We start from the raw sequence: 14,719 nt of genomic DNA, 5'->3' as shown, positions 1-14,719 counted from the left end.
GTGAAAAAGGCGCTGAATTCAGCGCCCTTCATGCCATTACACCCTAACATCTGGCAGCAATTGAAACCGGTCAGACTACCTACTCCGTAACAATAGTTTGAATCTGTGCTGGTCCCGGGTTGTACCAACCACCCCATCCCGGCCCCCACATCCCAGGGTTGTGATAACCCCACGGGCCCATTGCCGGTGGCATCATAACTTGTTGTGCAAGATTCCAACGTTTGTAACCTGTGGCATTTATCACCACAAAGTCATACGGCGTCATCCCAATTTTACCGGCTTCAACACCGGTAATCGGCCCAACCACGGTCACCAGGTGACTACGAAAATCAACTGGCTCAAGGAAACCATTAACATAGGCTATCACTCGCCCTTGTGACGGCTCACCCAAAATAGGTCTGGCACCCGAGTCTAAGGGTACGCTGGCAATTTCAAGCCGGGTACGATGCGCTTCATTGGCCACATTGATGACGGTCCCACCAAAACGCGCCTCCTGGCCTACAAAGACCTTCGGATCGGTTCGAACCAAATTAAGATTTTGCTGCGGCGTCGCAGTGGTACCCTGAATAGCTGGCGGGACAGTAACACAGCCGGACAGAAGCAAAACGCCCAATCCTAGCCAGCCACACCTCCATTTACGGCTTCTATTCTTTATAGATTGAGTTGTTGACGTATTTATCGCCATCGTGTGCTGCTCCTTATCATATCTATAGCTATCTGAATATTTTAGACTCTAAACAGGATGACAAGTTGCTATATCGTTAATTTTTCACATTTCCGTGGCGCAGGTCAGTTCTAACGGCCTGGCAGTTTTTTCCAGGTCACTTCATTTCTTAGATACACTGGCTCGGCATTTTCCACACTCACCATCCGCCCGTTCGCCCATGATGATAATGCCAGTGGCAACATATCCTCTGCCTGCGGCAGTAGCATCTGCCCGTCAGTCAGCACCACATTATCGCGGCTAACCAGATCAGGATACGTCTGCCAGCCAGTGCCTACTGTGGCCCAATGGCCGCTCAGTGATGGCACGTGTGCCAGGACTTGTGCTGGCGTCATTACTGCCTCAGTCTGTTCACCGAGCCAATCGCCTTGTGTGTCACGCTCAAACTCACCCCAATAGACTTCCCCCATACGAGCATCAATCGCTGCCAATACGCGAGATGCACCTGTCAGACGGAATGCCCCCTGAGCCATGGTCTGTAAGGTGGAAATACCTATCATTGGTAAGTCGGCGCCCAGAGCCAATCCCTGACCAATACCGATACCAATACGAACACCGGTAAAGCTACCAGGGCCACGGCCAAAGGCCAATGCATCGAGTTGCGTCAGTGATAAACCCGATTCAGCCAGTACTTGCTGCACCATCGGTAAGATTCGTTGGGTGTGTTCCCGTGGACAAAGCTCAAACAACGCCTGAACTTCGCCGTTATTCCACAATGCAACAGAACATGCTTCTGTTGCGGTATCGATCGCTAAAATTCGCGTGGACATGCCAACCTCGGCAGGAAAAGAGTATGAATTCAATACAGGGCGCGCATGATAGCACACCCCTCCTCGCTTTTCCCTTAATCGCGTTGCTTGAGAAAAGCGATGGCTTTCGCCAAATCACGGGTGCGGGGTGCTGGCGGGAGGCTATTAAGGAACATCGCGCCATAAGGGCGCATCACCAGGCGATTATCACAGATAACCAGCACGCCGCGATCGTCGATGTCACGAATCAAACGCCCCACACCTTGTTTCAAGGTAATAACGGCATCAGGCAATTGCACATCATTGAACGGGTCACCACCACGTAGACGGCAATCTTCGATGCGGGCTTTCAACAAAGGGTCATCCGGTGAGGTAAACGGCAGTTTGTCGATGATGACACAAGATAACGCGTCGCCCCGCACATCCACCCCTTCCCAGAAACTGCTGGTCGCCACCAGCAGTGCATTGCCTGCTGCTACAAACTGTGCCAGCAACTGCCCCTTGCTGGTTTCGCCTTGCACCAAAACGGGTAGCGTCATACTGGCGCGGAACTCTTCGGCTAAACCACGCATCATCTGGTGTGAGGTACACAAAAAGAAGCAACGCCCTTTATTGGCATCAATCAGTGGCTTTAGCATCACCGCCAGCTTACGGGCAGCCCCAGGTTCATTCGCCGAAGGCAAATTGCGTGGCACACAGAGTAATGCCTGATTGGCGTAATCAAACGGACTGGGCAGGAGTAGCGTTTTGGCGTTCGTTAGCCCCAACCTTGAGGTGAAATGTGATAACTGATCATTAACCGACAGTGTGGCAGAGGTAAAAATCCAGCTTCCCGGTTTTTCTTCTATCAGCTCACGAAAACGATCAGAAACCGACAGCGGTGTCAACGCCAGTACGAAATGGCGTGAATTACACTCATACCAATAGCTGTAGCCGGGTGTAGTGACATCTTTTAAACGCTTAAGGCGGTTGCGATACACCGTTGCACGTTCAAAAGCGGCATCCAGCATAGCTGAGCGGCCAAGGGAAAGCTTCATCACGTCATAACACAGCTCCAACGCATCATCGAGCAACAGCAACGCCCGCTGAATCGCCGGTTGTTCCAGTACATCACGCAAATTGCCACGATACCCCGGGTCGCCGAGCACCAGACGGAAATCTTGCGTGCTTTGCGTCAGACGGTCGGCGCTTTTTTGCAATTGGGCGGAGTCGCGCACTTCGGTGCGATAGGCAATAATAATATCTTTTGCCAAATCCATTAGTTGTCTACTGGTCAGTTGCTGACCAAAGTATTGGCTGGCAATATCGGGGATCTGGTGGGCTTCATCGAAAATCATCACATCCGCGGTGGGGATCAGTTCGGCAAAACCGCTCTCTTTCACCACCATATCCGCCAAGAACAGATGGTGGTTCACCACCACGATATCTGCATCCATCGCCTTACGGCGGGCTTTCACCACAAAACAATCTTTATACAGCGGGCAATCACTGCCCAGACAGTTATCATTGGTACTGGTGACCAACGGCCAGACAAAGCTATCCTCAGCCACCTGGCCACAGGTACTGATATCACCATCGATGGTTTCGGCTGACCAGCCACGCAAACGAACCAAATCAACCAATGTCTCACTGGCTAATTCACCCCCGGCCAATGATTGCTGTTCAAGCCGTTCCAGACAAAGATAGTTTGAGCGCCCCTTTAATAAGGCCAGCTTCCCTTTGTATTTGAGAGCCGTCGCTACCGTGGGTAAGTCACGCGAATAGAGCTGATCTTGTAACGCTTTCGAACCTGTGGAGATAATCACTTTGCAATCAGCACGCAGTGCGGGCGCCAAATAGGCAAATGTTTTACCGGTACCGGTACCTGCCTCTACCACCAATTGTTGTTTGGCATCAATAGATTCACTGATGGCCGCCGCCATTCGGCGCTGAGACTCTCGGGGGTTAAAACCTGTAATGGCCTGCGCTAATGCGCCGTCTGTTGCAAAATCGTCTGTCACGCGTTCTCTTCCGGGCGAAATCAGCGGTGATTATGCCAAGCCTATCGCCCCGCGACCACACATTCTCATCACAAGCTATGCTACCCTACTACTGATAACTGACATTGACATTCACACAAGGGAGTGAAAATGAGTATTGAACGAATTAATCCAGAAAAACGTTGGTCAGATGCTGTGGTATTTAACAACACTATCTATTACACCAGCGTACCGGAAAATCTGGATGCAGACGCCACGGCGCAAACTGCCAACACACTGGCAGCAATAGATATGATATTGAATCAGCTCGGTTCAGATAAAGGCCGTATTTTGGATGCCACCATTTTTCTGGCAGACAGTGCGGACTTCGCGGCGATGAATGCGGCGTGGGATGCCTGGGTGGTTGATGGCAATGCGCCAGTGCGTTGTACCGTCGAAGCCAAATTGATGAATCCGAAGTACAAAGTTGAAATCAAAATTATTGCGGCTATTTGATTTTGCAATCTGCGGGGCGACGGCACTGATGGGCACTCTGACGGCTCGCGTCCCTTGTATTTTAAACAAATAAGGACCCATTCAGTACATTTCCCCGCTTATCAGCTTCGATTAAAAACTGTCACTCGATATAGCCAAAGTAATTGCAGTTGCAGGTAGGCGGCCAGCAAACAAATCCCGATCAGCTTACACCGGTAAGTGATTCGGGTTTGCGCGCGCAGCCAACCCCCTGCAGCTTCAAGTACAAAGGGGATATCAGGACAGCTTAATCATCACCATGCCGGCCAGTAGCAAAATCAGGCCAATCCAGCCTTTATAGTTCAGACGCTGATTGAACAAAATCCAACCCGCGGCCACAGTGGCGGCAATACCGAACCCGCCCCATAAGGCATAAGCTACTGATAATTCAATGCCTTTCACTGCTTGTGCCAAAGCACTGAATGCCCCTAACACTGACAGCAGTGATAATATGCCTAACCATACCCGGCGAAAACCATCTGACATTTTCAGCAAGATATTGGCAATGATTTCCAGGATGACCGCCAAAATCAGAAACGCAATATGGTAAAACTCAAGCTGTTGCATGCTGCTCACCTGAATTGTTGTGCGGGCTGCCTGGTTTCTTCGGCTTACGCGTCCCTGACTTCACTAACATTATGCCGCCGATCAAGGTCACTAAACCGGCAATTTTCAGTGGTGATAAGCTTTCATCAAACCACAGCACGCTAAAAACAGTAATAATCAGGATGCCAATCCCTTCCCACAGGGCATAGGCCACGCCTAGCGCGACTTTCTTCACTGCCAGAGCCAGTAAAATGTATGAACCGGTTATCATAAAATACATCACGATATGCCCGGTCATCTCACCACTGACACTGGCATATTTCATTGATAACGTGCCGATAATTTCTGCGACAATCGCTAAACCTAAAAATATCCAATAAATCATCATTCTTCTCCTAACACAGCTACCCTATCGATTTCAAAGTGCAAGCAGCGGCCTCAAAGAGGCGAGGCCCATGGACGGCCGAGTAATAAGTGGCCAACATCCCTGCTATTTGAAAAATGACGGGTAAAACGCACGCTAAGGTCTATTTGTTACGGTTATCCTAATTCGATGCCCTATTCACAAGGAATAGACATGCGCAGGCCGTAAGAAATAGAAACTCACTTGGCGTATAAACTTTTTTATACCCTAAATAATTCGAGTTGCAGGAAGGCGCTAAGCAAGAGACCCCCGATGAGCTTACATGAGTAAGTGATTCGGGTGATTGAACGCACAGCTTGAAGTATGACGGGTATTTAAGATGGAAGAATAAAGACGCTACAGCTCGCTACACCAGTGATGCTCACTGGCCAGAATGGCTGACAGGAAAAGTTGACAGGTAGAAGGTTTGAAAGTAATTCCATTAGTTTTAATCATAATATATCTCTTTTTTTTAGCCACACCTGCTTTAGCGACATACTTGTTTGCCAAACCTAGTGTGATACGCCTAAAACCCTCATCAAAATGGAATAATTCACTGCTGTATTTTTACCACAGCCAATTTTATAAAGCAAACCATCAATTTTATAAATAGTTTAAAAAAAGAGATTATAAAATAATAAGTTAGTGGTTTTAAAAAAACAAAACCCCTGCATGGCAGAGGTTTATAGTTTTACGAGATTATGCGAATTATCTCGTCAGTTCAGGAGGTTAGAACAGCTTATGCTGTTGCACCCGCCACGGCTTGTTTGGCTAATTCAGTAATACGAGCGTAGTCCCCTTTTTCCAGCGCATCTGCCGGAACCAACCATGAACCGCCAATACACAATACGCTTTTCAGCGCCAGGTAATCACGGTAGTTATTCGGGGTAATGCCGCCGGTTGGGCAGAAACGCACTTGCGAGAATGGGCCGCCGATGGCTTGCAATGCTTTAACACCACCGTTAGCTTCTGCCGGGAAGAATTTAAACTCACGCAGGCCATAACTCATACCCAGCATCAGTTCTGAAACGGTGCTGATCCCAGGAATTAATGGGATTGAGCCTTCAGTGGCTGCCTTAAGTAATTCATCAGTCAGCCCTGGGCTGATAGCAAATTGCGCGCCAGCCTCAACCACATCAGCCAACTGCTGTGGATTGAGCACAGTACCTGCGCCGACAATCGCCTCAGGAACTTCTTTTGCGATAGCACGGATAGCCTCAACAGCACAAGGGGTGCGCAACGTCACTTCCAGCACCCGAACACCGCCAGCCACCAGGGCTTTTGCCAACGGTACCGCCTGCTCGAGCTTATTAATCACAATCACCGGGACCACGGGGCCTGCGGTCATGATCTGTTCTGCGCTCGTTTTCCAGCTTTTCATCAGTTGTTATCTCCACTTATGCCGATTGGCATGTACTCACCCGAGGGTGCCAGTTGAAATATGGCAGGCAGAACATGCATTCCTGCTTCTGCCTGCCATAAAGAATCACAATGCGAGCCAGCTAACGACTCTTTATTATTGCGCCTAAGTGAGGCGCTGTTATCGAATAATAAATAATTTATATCCTAAACAATTCGAGTTGCATGAAGGCGGCAACTAAGCAAGTCCCCAGGAGCTTACACAAGTAAGTGACTGGGGTAACTAATCTGCCGGGAGCAGATTTGAACGCTGTTTGCAGCGGCCTCGCACAAGCGAGGCCCATGGACGGGCCGAGTAACAAAGGCGGCCAACACACATGCAGCTTGAAGTATGACGGATATTTATTCGAACTCGTTCCATGAACGACCGTCGCGGGTAATCATGGCAACGGATGCCACCGGCCCCCAGGTTCCAGATTGATATGGCTTAGGTGCGTCATTGTCAGCCGCCCATGCATCCATAATGGAATCGACCCATTTCCACGCTTCCTCAACCTCATCGCGGCGCACAAACAGTGCCTGAATACCACGCATGGTCTCCAGCAACAGACGTTCGTAGGCATCAGCAATATGCTGCTCGTTAAAGGTTTTGGAGAAGCTGAGGTCCAGCTTGGTGGTTTGCAGACGGTGTTTATGCTCCAGACCTGGCACTTTATTCAGCACTTCAATCTCGATACCTTCATCCGGTTGCAAGCGGATCGTCAGCTTGTTTTGAGGCAATTGCTGATAAGACTCGCGGAACAGATTCAGTGCCGGGTTTTTAAAGTAAACCACCACTTCAGAACATTTTGTTGGCAGACGTTTGCCGGTTCTCAGATAGAACGGCACCCCAGCCCAACGCCAGTCATCAATATCGACACGGATAGAAACAAACGTTTCAGTGTTGCTGTTCTTATTCGCCCCTTCCTCTTCCAGATAGCCGGGTACTTTATTACCCTGGACAAAACCGGCGGTATACTGACCACGCACTGTGGTTTCCCGCACATTGGTGTGGTCGATACGGCGCAATGATCGCAGTACTTTCACTTTTTCATCACGAATACGGTCAGTACTGAGATCTGCTGGCGGTGACATGGCAATCATGGTCAGGATTTGCAGCAGATGGTTCTGGATCATGTCACGCATCTGGCCGGCCTGATCAAAATAGCCCCAGCGCCCTTCAATCCCGACCTCTTCGGCAACCGTGATCTGCACATGGTCAATAGTGCGATTATCCCAGTTAGAAGCAAACAGTGAGTTAGCAAAACGCAGAGCCAACAGGTTCAGTACCGTCTCTTTACCTAAATAGTGGTCGATACGGTAAACCTGACACTCGTTGAAATATTCTGCCACTTGATCGTTAATCACCCGAGAAGAGGCCAGATCCTTCCCTAACGGTTTTTCCATTACCACACGAGCAGGCTCTTTATTCAGCCTTGCTTCGCCCAATCCTTTACAAATTGCACCAAACGTATTGGGTGGCATGGCAAAGTAGTTAATGGTGGTACGATTTTTTTGATCCAGCATCTTGCCCAATTTGGCAAAGTGTTTGCTGTCATTGACATCCAAATTACAGAAGTCGAGACGAGAACTGAGCTTTTGCCACAATTCATCATCCATCTTCTCTTTCATAAAGGTATCGAGGGCTTCCTTTACCACGGCTGTGTACGCGTCTTTGTCCCACTCGGCACGGCCTACGCCAATGATGCGAGTATCTGGGTGGATGTGACCCGCTTTCTCTAATTGGTAAAGGGAAGGCAGCAGTTTCCGGCGAGCCAAGTCTCCCTTAGCGCCGAAAATCACCAGATCACACGCCTGGGCTGCCTGGGCTGTATTAGTTACCGCCATGTTATTCTCCTCGTTGCAGGATATTTGTAATTTTCTTACATTACTAATGTACTCTCTTTGACTATAGCCAGTAAACCCAGATAAAAGCAGAGCAAAAAAGGTTAAAAAACATCCATCAGAGTGCCAGGCCGCGCCAAATAAGGCCGTGCAACTTTAAAATGTAATTTTATGACGTTTTTGACAACTATTTACCATTATGAAAATTAGACACAGGTCATATTCTGGTGAAAAAACCTTACTTCCCACCCTATGCCACTGCCAACGGGTCCCAGCTCGTAGTATATTTTCATTAAACCGGCATAGATTTCTCCTTTAAATGAAATCGGTAAAACCCATGGGTGACTCTCGATATATGAATACGCTGGAAAATATCCAAAATAGTCTGGACCTCCTGAGCAAATCAGAAAGGAAAGTCGCTGAGGTGATCCTCGCCTCCCCACAAACTGCCATCCATTCAAGTATCGCGACACTGGCCAAAATGGCGAACGTTAGCGAACCGACGGTTAACCGTTTTTGCCGCCGACTGGACACCAAAGGTTTCCCTGATTTTAAACTGCATTTGGCGCAAAGTCTGGCAAATGGCACACCTTATGTGAACCGCAATGTCGAAGAAGATGATAGTGTAGCCGCTTACACGACAAAAATTTTCGAATCGACCATGGCCAGCTTGGATATGGCGAAAAACAATTTAGATATTGCGGCCATTAATCGGGCAGTAGATTTACTGACTCAGGCGAAGAAAATTTCGTTCTTTGGCCTTGGCGCCTCTGCCGCGGTTGCCCACGATGCGATGAATAAATTTTTCCGTTTCAATATTCCGGTAATTTATTTCGATGACATCGTTATGCAACGTATGAGTTGTATGAATTCCAGTGAGGGTGATGTGGTGGTATTGATCTCTCACACTGGCCGGACGAAAAACCTGGTCGAGTTGGCCCACTTAGCCCGTGAAAACGATGCCACAGTGATTGCTATCACCTCGCGCGATACACCGCTGGCAAATGAAGCAACACTATCACTGCTGCTGGATGTGCCGGAAGATACTGATATGTACATGCCGATGGTCTCCCGTATTGCTCAATTGACATTAATTGATGTGCTGGCAACCGGGTTTACCCTACGGCGTGGAGCAAAATTCAGGGATAACCTGAAACGTGTGAAAGACGCCTTGAAAGAATCGCGCTTTGATAAAGGTTCACCGCGCGTCAACAGCGGTGAATAACGCCAAGGGCAGAAGTCGCTTTGTGTTGTGTTAGCGCATCTTCTCGAGTAATAATTTGACGTATTATTGGAAAATAGTCCTTGTATGGCGGCGGTAAACGTTACCAAACCCGATAAGGGGTAAATAGCTCGCTTTTGTAATGTTGTCATTGATGTATTGGTGGTGCCGGATGGGGCCATTTTTGCATCAATCGTTTTACATCCGCAAGCGGATAACATGCATGGCGCTGTGTGGTAAAACAGGGTTATCGTATCGCATGTCGTCGTAAAATTTGATCTTAATTACATTTTACTATCGGATTCATTATCCGCTGTTTTAACAACACCATGCTTCATCAGTCAACGGAGTAAGAGATGTCCAGACGGCTCAGAAGGACCAAGATTGTTACTACACTGGGGCCGGCTACCGACCGCGACAATAATCTGGAAAAGATTATTGCTGCTGGTGCTAACGTAGTCCGCCTGAATTTTTCCCATGGTAGCGCCGAAGATCATGTGTTGCGGGCCAATAAAGTCCGTGAGATCGCTGCAAGATTAGGGCGCCATGTTGCTATTCTTGGCGATTTGCAAGGTCCTAAAATCCGGGTATCTACTTTTAAGGAAGGCAAAGTATTCCTTAACGTACATGATAAATTCTTGCTCGATGCCAATATGGCAAAAGGCGAAGGTGATAAAGACAAAGTCGGTATCGATTACAAAGGCCTACCCGCTGATGTGGTTCCTGGTGATATTTTGCTGCTGGATGATGGCCGGGTACAATTAAAAGTCATTGAAGTCCAGGGCATGAAAGTGTTCACCGAAGTTACTGTCGGTGGCCCTCTCTCCAATAATAAAGGCATTAATAAGCTCGGTGGCGGTCTGTCGGCAGAAGCGCTGACAGAAAAAGACAAAGCCGATATTATTACCGCCGCTAAAATCGGGGTGGACTTCCTGGCTGTTTCGTTCCCACGGACTGGCGAAGATTTGCATTATGCCCGCCGTTTGGCGCGTGATGCTGGCTGTAATGCACAAATCGTGGCGAAAGTTGAGCGTGCTGAGGCGGTCGCAACCGATGAAGCTATGGATGATATCATCCTGGCCTCTGATGTGGTGATGGTTGCCCGTGGTGATTTGGGGGTGGAAATTGGTGACCCAGAGCTGGTGGGAATTCAGAAGAAACTGATCCGCCGTGCTCGTCAGCTTAACCGTGCGGTTATCACCGCGACTCAAATGATGGAGTCAATGATAACCAACCCGATGCCAACCCGTGCGGAAGTGATGGACGTTGCTAACGCCGTGCTAGATGGTACTGACGCTGTTATGTTGTCAGCAGAAACCGCTGCCGGTCAGTATCCAGCAGAAACGGTTGCTGCTATGGCACGAGTTTGTCTGGGTGCAGAGAAGATCCCAAGTATCAATGTGTCTAAACACCGCCTTGATGTGCAATTCGACAATGTCGAAGAAGCTATCGCGATGTCGACCATGTATGCAGCAAACCACCTGAAAGGTATCACTGCCATTATCGCCATGACCGAATCTGGCCGTACGGCACTGATGATGTCCCGTATCAGCTCCGGTTTGCCTATCTTTGCGATGTCGCGTCATGACCATACTTTAAATCTGACGGCAATCTACCGTGGTGTCACGCCAGTTTATTGTGATACCCATACTGATGGTGTTCTGGCGGCCAGTGAAGCTGTCAGCCGACTGAAAGATAAAGGTTTCCTGGTCTCAGGTGATCTGGTTATTGTAACGCAGGGCGATGTGATGGGGACTATTGGTACGACCAATACCAGCCGCATCCTACGTGTTGAATAGTTTATTGTAGCCAATAAATGCAAAAGCCCGCGACTAAAATGTGCGGGCTTTTTTTATGTTTAATCACGATAGCGACGGTTAAATATCCTTACGAACATAAGGCTCTATCTCACCCTCTTTACGGGTTTTCAACAACTTAAGAATCCAGGTATATTGCTCCGGGTTGGGTTTGACCAACAACTCAACTTCTTCATTCATACGGCGGGCAATATAGGCGTCATCAGCATCAGCCAAATCATCCATCGGTGGACGAATATAGATATCAAGGCGGTGTTCGCGATAATTATAGACTGGGAACATCGGTACGATTGCCGCACGACATACTTTCATCAAACGCCCTACTGCTGGCAAGGTCGCCTTATAGGTGGCAAAGAAATCAACAAATTCACTTTGCTCAGGGCCATAATCTTCATCCGGCAAATAGTAGCCCCAGAACCCCTGGCGCACTGAACTGATAAATGGCTTGATGCCACTTTCACGCGCATGAATTCGCCCACCAAACCGCAAACGGGCACTATTCCATAAATAATCAACTAGCGGATTGCGCTGATGATGGAACATACCGGCAACCGGTTTGCCCTGTTCTGCGAGCAGCATTGCCGGTATATCGATCGACCAGGCATGTGGCACCAACAAAATGACATTACGCTGCTGCTGCTGCAACTCGTCAAGAATCTCCAAACCGTGCCAATGAACCCGAGAGAGTACTTTCTTCGGTTCACGAAAGCACAGTTCTGCCATCATCATCAACGGTTGCGCCGCAGTGGCAAACATCTGGTCAATGATATGTTCGCGCTCAGCTTCTGGCAGCTCTGGCATACAATAAAGAAGATTAATCCGCGCGCGACGACGGGCGCTCTTGGCAAACTTGCCCGCCAGACGGCCAATCCCTGCTAACAAAGGATCGCGGAATTTCGGTGGCACATAAGCCATCGCAGCCATAGAACCGGCCCCCAACCATACCCCCCAAAACCGTGGGTGGAGGAAAGATTTCTTAAATACCGGAATAAAGCCAGCGGCGTCATTTTTATCTTTATGCATGGGGGAACTCTTGGAATTCTGTGGGCTAATAATAGTATACCTTTCATCCTTGAAGCCGCAGGGTTGCTAGCTACTCCCACTCACCCGAATCACTTAACCTAAGTTCATTGGGATTGGTAGGTTTGCTGTCCCCTGCAACTCCACGGTCTGGGTATAACACTCCGGTAGATAGTGGTTACTGGATAGTGGTTAATCCAGTTGTAACTGCGGAATGACCTGCTTGGCGATAGCCAGATAGTCACTGCGGTCTTTACCACTCAAGCCTTCTGAGCGCGGTAATTTAGCGGTTAATGGATTAACGGCTTGCTGATTCATCCAGAATTCATAGTGCAAATGAGGACCAGTAGAGCGGCCAGTATTACCTGACAATGCGATACGATCACCACGTTTTACTTTTTGACCTGGCTTGACCAACAACTTTTTCAGATGCATATAACGGGTGGTGTATTGGCGACCATGACGGATAGCAACATAGTTACCCGCCGCCCCACTGCGTTTTGCGATCACGACTTCCCCATCACCGACGGCGAGTACTGGCGTCCCGACAGGCATAGAGAAATCCACACCTTTATGCGGGGCAATACGCCCGGTTACCGGGTTTAGGCGGCGTGGGTTAAAGTTTGACGACACCCGGAATTGCTTCATGGTAGGGAAACGCATGAAACCACGGGCCAGGCCAGAACCAAGCCGGTCATAAAATTTACCGTCATCGGCACGGATAGCGTAGTAATCCTTACCACCGGAACGCATACGCACCCCGACCAGTTGGCTTTGCTCACTGCGACCATCAAGAATTTCACGTGACATCAAAACCGAGAATTGATCACCTTTACGCAGTTTAGCGAAGTCAAGCTGCCACTGTAATGCTTTAGTGACCGCGCGAATCTCGGAAGCAGTCAAGCCCGCCTTCCTGGCGCTGGTGACAAAGCTGCCATCAAGGCGCCCCGTCAGAACCTTGTTGCTCCACTCACCTTTTTGTAGCTCTTTGGTCTCTTTGAAATTATTGCCAACACGGTCATAAGTCCGCGTTTCACGACGAGAAACTTCCCAAGTCAGGCGCTGTAAATCACCGGTATCATTGACGGTCCAAGAGATTTGCTGCCCTATCTTCAAATTACGCAGATCACGGTTTTGCGTCGCCAACAGCGACACATCAGAGATATCAATGCCGTACTGGGTAAGAATACTGCTTAGGGTATCCCCAGTTGAAACCACATACTCATGAACACCGGTTTCACTGACATCTTTGGCATCTAGCTCATCTTGCGGAATTTCATCATCAGGCGTGGGCTGATCGATGGGTTCGCTGGCTTCAGGTAATAAAATGCGGGTTTGGCTGGTATCTAATACCACGCTCTTAGCGACAGGTTCATGCTCGGGGTGATAAACAAAAGGCCGCCAAACAGCTACGGCCAGTGTCATTACAGTCAACGACCCCAGCATAATACGGTGGGGTCGAGGGAGATTGTTATACGCCAAGGTGATAGTTCGGACTATCTGCTGCACTTATGAGTATCCTTTTAATCTTACTTCAGGCAGCTCACGTATTGGTTCGACAACTGAGACAAAAAGTTCACATAGCTGTCCTTGCCTAATACGATGCCGCTGCCCAAGGGATCCAAGGTGCCTGAACGCACATTTGTTCCTTTAGCAACGGCATTAATGACGGCCGGCCTGAATTGTGGCTCAGCAAAAACGCATACCGCTTTATGCTCAACCAACTGTGTTCGAATTTGATGTAAACGCTGCGCACCAGGCTGTATTTCGGGATTGACTGTAAAATACCCTAACGGGCTCAAGCCAAAGTGTTTTTCAAAGTAGCCATAGGCATCATGAAAGACGAAATATCCCTTACCTTGGGCAGGCTTCAACATAGTAGCAATATTTTTTTCGTTTTGCGCTAGTTGATCCTCGAATCGGCGCAGGTTTGCATCTAATTTGTCCTTATTTTGTGGCATAAGTTCCAATAATCTGTCGTGAATAGCGATTGCAGATTGTTTCGCAATCGTTGGCGACAACCAAATATGCATGTTGTTTTCGCCATGATGGTGCTCGTCACTGTGATTATCTTCAGCATGATCATGGTCATGCCCTGCGGTTTCACCTTCATGTTCATCATGTTCGTCACCTTTGATCAATAAAGGTGTAACTGAAGGTAACTCAGCCAGTGCAATCTTTTTATTATCAGCAACTTGTGTCAATGGTTTTGTTAAAAATGCTTCCATTTCTGGTCCGACCCAAATAACCAGCTCGGCACTGCGTAACCGCTGGACATCCGACGGACGAAGCGCATAATCGTGTGGCGATGCACCATCGGGCAATAATACTTCCGTTGGTAACACCCCATCGGCAATGGCAGAGGCAATAAAACCTAATGGCCGTACTGATGTAACGACCGCCGCTGAGGCAATATTAAATGGGTTGGCAATTAAAATTGCGCTGGCTAGCATTGCCCGCTTTAGCCATTTTTTTTTATGTAACATAATACGAATTCTCGACG

General features: G+C 48.6%; 13 protein-coding genes. 3 read left to right on the top strand and 10 right to left on the bottom strand.

Going from position 1 to position 14,719, the window contains the following annotated elements; all coding sequences use genetic code 11:
* Nucleotides 1–79: 79 nt before the first annotated feature.
* The 3 genes from Q2T71_RS09655 to Q2T71_RS09645 all read right to left on the bottom strand — a co-directional run bounded on the left by Q2T71_RS09655 (nucleotide 80) and on the right by Q2T71_RS09645 (nucleotide 3,473).
* A complete protein-coding gene (locus Q2T71_RS09655) occupies nucleotides 80–685 on the bottom strand; it encodes a Slp family lipoprotein (RefSeq protein WP_372558928.1) in 606 nt (201 codons plus the stop codon).
* Nucleotides 686–795: 110 nt separating this feature from the next.
* Nucleotides 796–1,494 (bottom strand): tRNA (adenosine(37)-N6)-threonylcarbamoyltransferase complex dimerization subunit type 1 TsaB, encoded by a 699-nt coding sequence (tsaB, locus tag Q2T71_RS09650; RefSeq protein ID WP_372558927.1) that lies wholly within the window; start codon nucleotides 1,492–1,494, stop codon nucleotides 796–798.
* A gap of 74 nt (nucleotides 1,495–1,568) precedes the next feature.
* Nucleotides 1,569–3,473 carry an ATP-dependent DNA helicase gene (locus Q2T71_RS09645; RefSeq protein WP_102970416.1) on the bottom strand — a complete coding sequence of 635 codons (1,905 nt, stop codon included), beginning with the start codon at nucleotides 3,471–3,473 and terminating at the stop codon, nucleotides 1,569–1,571.
* 129 nt (nucleotides 3,474–3,602) lie between these two features.
* Here Q2T71_RS09645 and Q2T71_RS09640 point away from each other — a divergent pair, with 129 nt between their 5' ends.
* Nucleotides 3,603–3,947 (top strand): RidA family protein, encoded by a 345-nt coding sequence (locus Q2T71_RS09640; RefSeq protein WP_372558926.1) that lies wholly within the window; start codon nucleotides 3,603–3,605, stop codon nucleotides 3,945–3,947.
* 255 nt (nucleotides 3,948–4,202) lie between these two features.
* On the opposite strand, the gene mdtI is transcribed toward Q2T71_RS09640, so the two are convergent.
* The 4 genes from mdtI to zwf all read right to left on the bottom strand — a co-directional run bounded on the left by mdtI (nucleotide 4,203) and on the right by zwf (nucleotide 8,160).
* On the bottom strand, nucleotides 4,203–4,532 hold the full coding sequence (gene mdtI, locus Q2T71_RS09635; protein WP_005163022.1) for a multidrug/spermidine efflux SMR transporter subunit MdtI: 330 nt from the start codon (nucleotides 4,530–4,532) through the stop codon (nucleotides 4,203–4,205).
* Nucleotides 4,519–4,896, bottom strand: a complete 378-nt coding sequence (mdtJ, locus tag Q2T71_RS09630) for a multidrug/spermidine efflux SMR transporter subunit MdtJ (RefSeq protein WP_372559893.1) — start codon at nucleotides 4,894–4,896, stop codon at nucleotides 4,519–4,521. Before mdtJ ends, mdtI begins: the two co-directional genes overlap by 14 nt.
* Nucleotides 4,897–5,653: 757 nt before the next feature.
* The gene (locus Q2T71_RS09625) at nucleotides 5,654–6,295 is read right to left on the bottom strand and encodes a bifunctional 4-hydroxy-2-oxoglutarate aldolase/2-dehydro-3-deoxy-phosphogluconate aldolase (protein ID WP_005163029.1); all 642 of its coding nucleotides are present in this window, start codon (nucleotides 6,293–6,295) and stop codon (nucleotides 5,654–5,656) included.
* Between the two features lie 380 nt (nucleotides 6,296–6,675).
* Nucleotides 6,676–8,160: a glucose-6-phosphate dehydrogenase gene (gene zwf / locus Q2T71_RS09620; RefSeq protein WP_372558925.1), complete on the bottom strand. Its 1,485-nt coding sequence runs from the start codon at nucleotides 8,158–8,160 to the stop codon at nucleotides 6,676–6,678.
* Between the two features lie 334 nt (nucleotides 8,161–8,494).
* On the opposite strand from zwf, the gene Q2T71_RS09615 reads away from it, so the two are divergent.
* The gene (locus Q2T71_RS09615) at nucleotides 8,495–9,382 is read left to right on the top strand and encodes a MurR/RpiR family transcriptional regulator (protein WP_372558924.1); all 888 of its coding nucleotides are present in this window, start codon (nucleotides 8,495–8,497) and stop codon (nucleotides 9,380–9,382) included.
* Between the two features lie 353 nt (nucleotides 9,383–9,735).
* A complete protein-coding gene (gene pyk, locus Q2T71_RS09610; protein ID WP_372558923.1) occupies nucleotides 9,736–11,178 on the top strand; it encodes a pyruvate kinase in 1,443 nt (480 codons plus the stop codon).
* 78 nt (nucleotides 11,179–11,256) lie between these two features.
* On the opposite strand, the gene lpxM is transcribed toward pyk, so the two are convergent.
* From lpxM to znuA, 3 genes are all read right to left on the bottom strand, one after another.
* A complete protein-coding gene (lpxM, locus tag Q2T71_RS09605; protein WP_372558922.1) occupies nucleotides 11,257–12,219 on the bottom strand; it encodes a lauroyl-Kdo(2)-lipid IV(A) myristoyltransferase in 963 nt (320 codons plus the stop codon).
* A 189-nt stretch (nucleotides 12,220–12,408) separates the two neighbouring features.
* Nucleotides 12,409–13,725 carry a murein DD-endopeptidase MepM gene (gene mepM / locus Q2T71_RS09600; protein ID WP_372558921.1) on the bottom strand — a complete coding sequence of 439 codons (1,317 nt, stop codon included), beginning with the start codon at nucleotides 13,723–13,725 and terminating at the stop codon, nucleotides 12,409–12,411.
* Between the two features lie 20 nt (nucleotides 13,726–13,745).
* The gene (znuA, locus tag Q2T71_RS09595) at nucleotides 13,746–14,702 is read right to left on the bottom strand and encodes a zinc ABC transporter substrate-binding protein ZnuA (RefSeq protein WP_083158997.1); all 957 of its coding nucleotides are present in this window, start codon (nucleotides 14,700–14,702) and stop codon (nucleotides 13,746–13,748) included.
* Nucleotides 14,703–14,719 lie beyond the last annotated feature (17 nt).

Origin of the sequence: Yersinia sp. 1652 StPb PI (assembly GCF_041538345.1) — a bacterium.
GTDB lineage: Bacteria > Pseudomonadota > Gammaproteobacteria > Enterobacterales > Enterobacteriaceae > Yersinia > Yersinia enterocolitica_E.
The sequence above is the reverse complement of the archived record's forward strand: the minus strand, read 5'-3'. Positions and strand labels throughout refer to the sequence as shown.

What these genes read in the sequence shown, in the direction of transcription:
- lpxM (WP_372558922.1), bottom strand. Translation starts at nt 12,219, where the DNA reads ATGCATAAAGATAAAAATGACGCCGCTGGCTTTATTCCGGTATTTAAG.
- mdtJ (WP_372559893.1), bottom strand. Translation starts at nt 4,896, where the DNA reads ATGATTTATTGGATATTTTTAGGTTTAGCGATTGTCGCAGAAATTATC.
- Q2T71_RS09625 (WP_005163029.1), bottom strand. Translation starts at nt 6,295, where the DNA reads ATGAAAAGCTGGAAAACGAGCGCAGAACAGATCATGACCGCAGGCCCC.
- Q2T71_RS09615 (WP_372558924.1), top strand. Translation starts at nt 8,495, where the DNA reads ATGGGTGACTCTCGATATATGAATACGCTGGAAAATATCCAAAATAGT.
- mdtI (WP_005163022.1), bottom strand. Translation starts at nt 4,532, where the DNA reads ATGCAACAGCTTGAGTTTTACCATATTGCGTTTCTGATTTTGGCGGTC.
- znuA (WP_083158997.1), bottom strand. Translation starts at nt 14,702, where the DNA reads ATGTTACATAAAAAAAAATGGCTAAAGCGGGCAATGCTAGCCAGCGCA.
- Q2T71_RS09640 (WP_372558926.1), top strand. Translation starts at nt 3,603, where the DNA reads ATGAGTATTGAACGAATTAATCCAGAAAAACGTTGGTCAGATGCTGTG.
- zwf (WP_372558925.1), bottom strand. Translation starts at nt 8,160, where the DNA reads ATGGCGGTAACTAATACAGCCCAGGCAGCCCAGGCGTGTGATCTGGTG.
- pyk (WP_372558923.1), top strand. Translation starts at nt 9,736, where the DNA reads ATGTCCAGACGGCTCAGAAGGACCAAGATTGTTACTACACTGGGGCCG.
- tsaB (WP_372558927.1), bottom strand. Translation starts at nt 1,494, where the DNA reads ATGTCCACGCGAATTTTAGCGATCGATACCGCAACAGAAGCATGTTCT.
- Q2T71_RS09655 (WP_372558928.1), bottom strand. Translation starts at nt 685, where the DNA reads ATGGCGATAAATACGTCAACAACTCAATCTATAAAGAATAGAAGCCGT.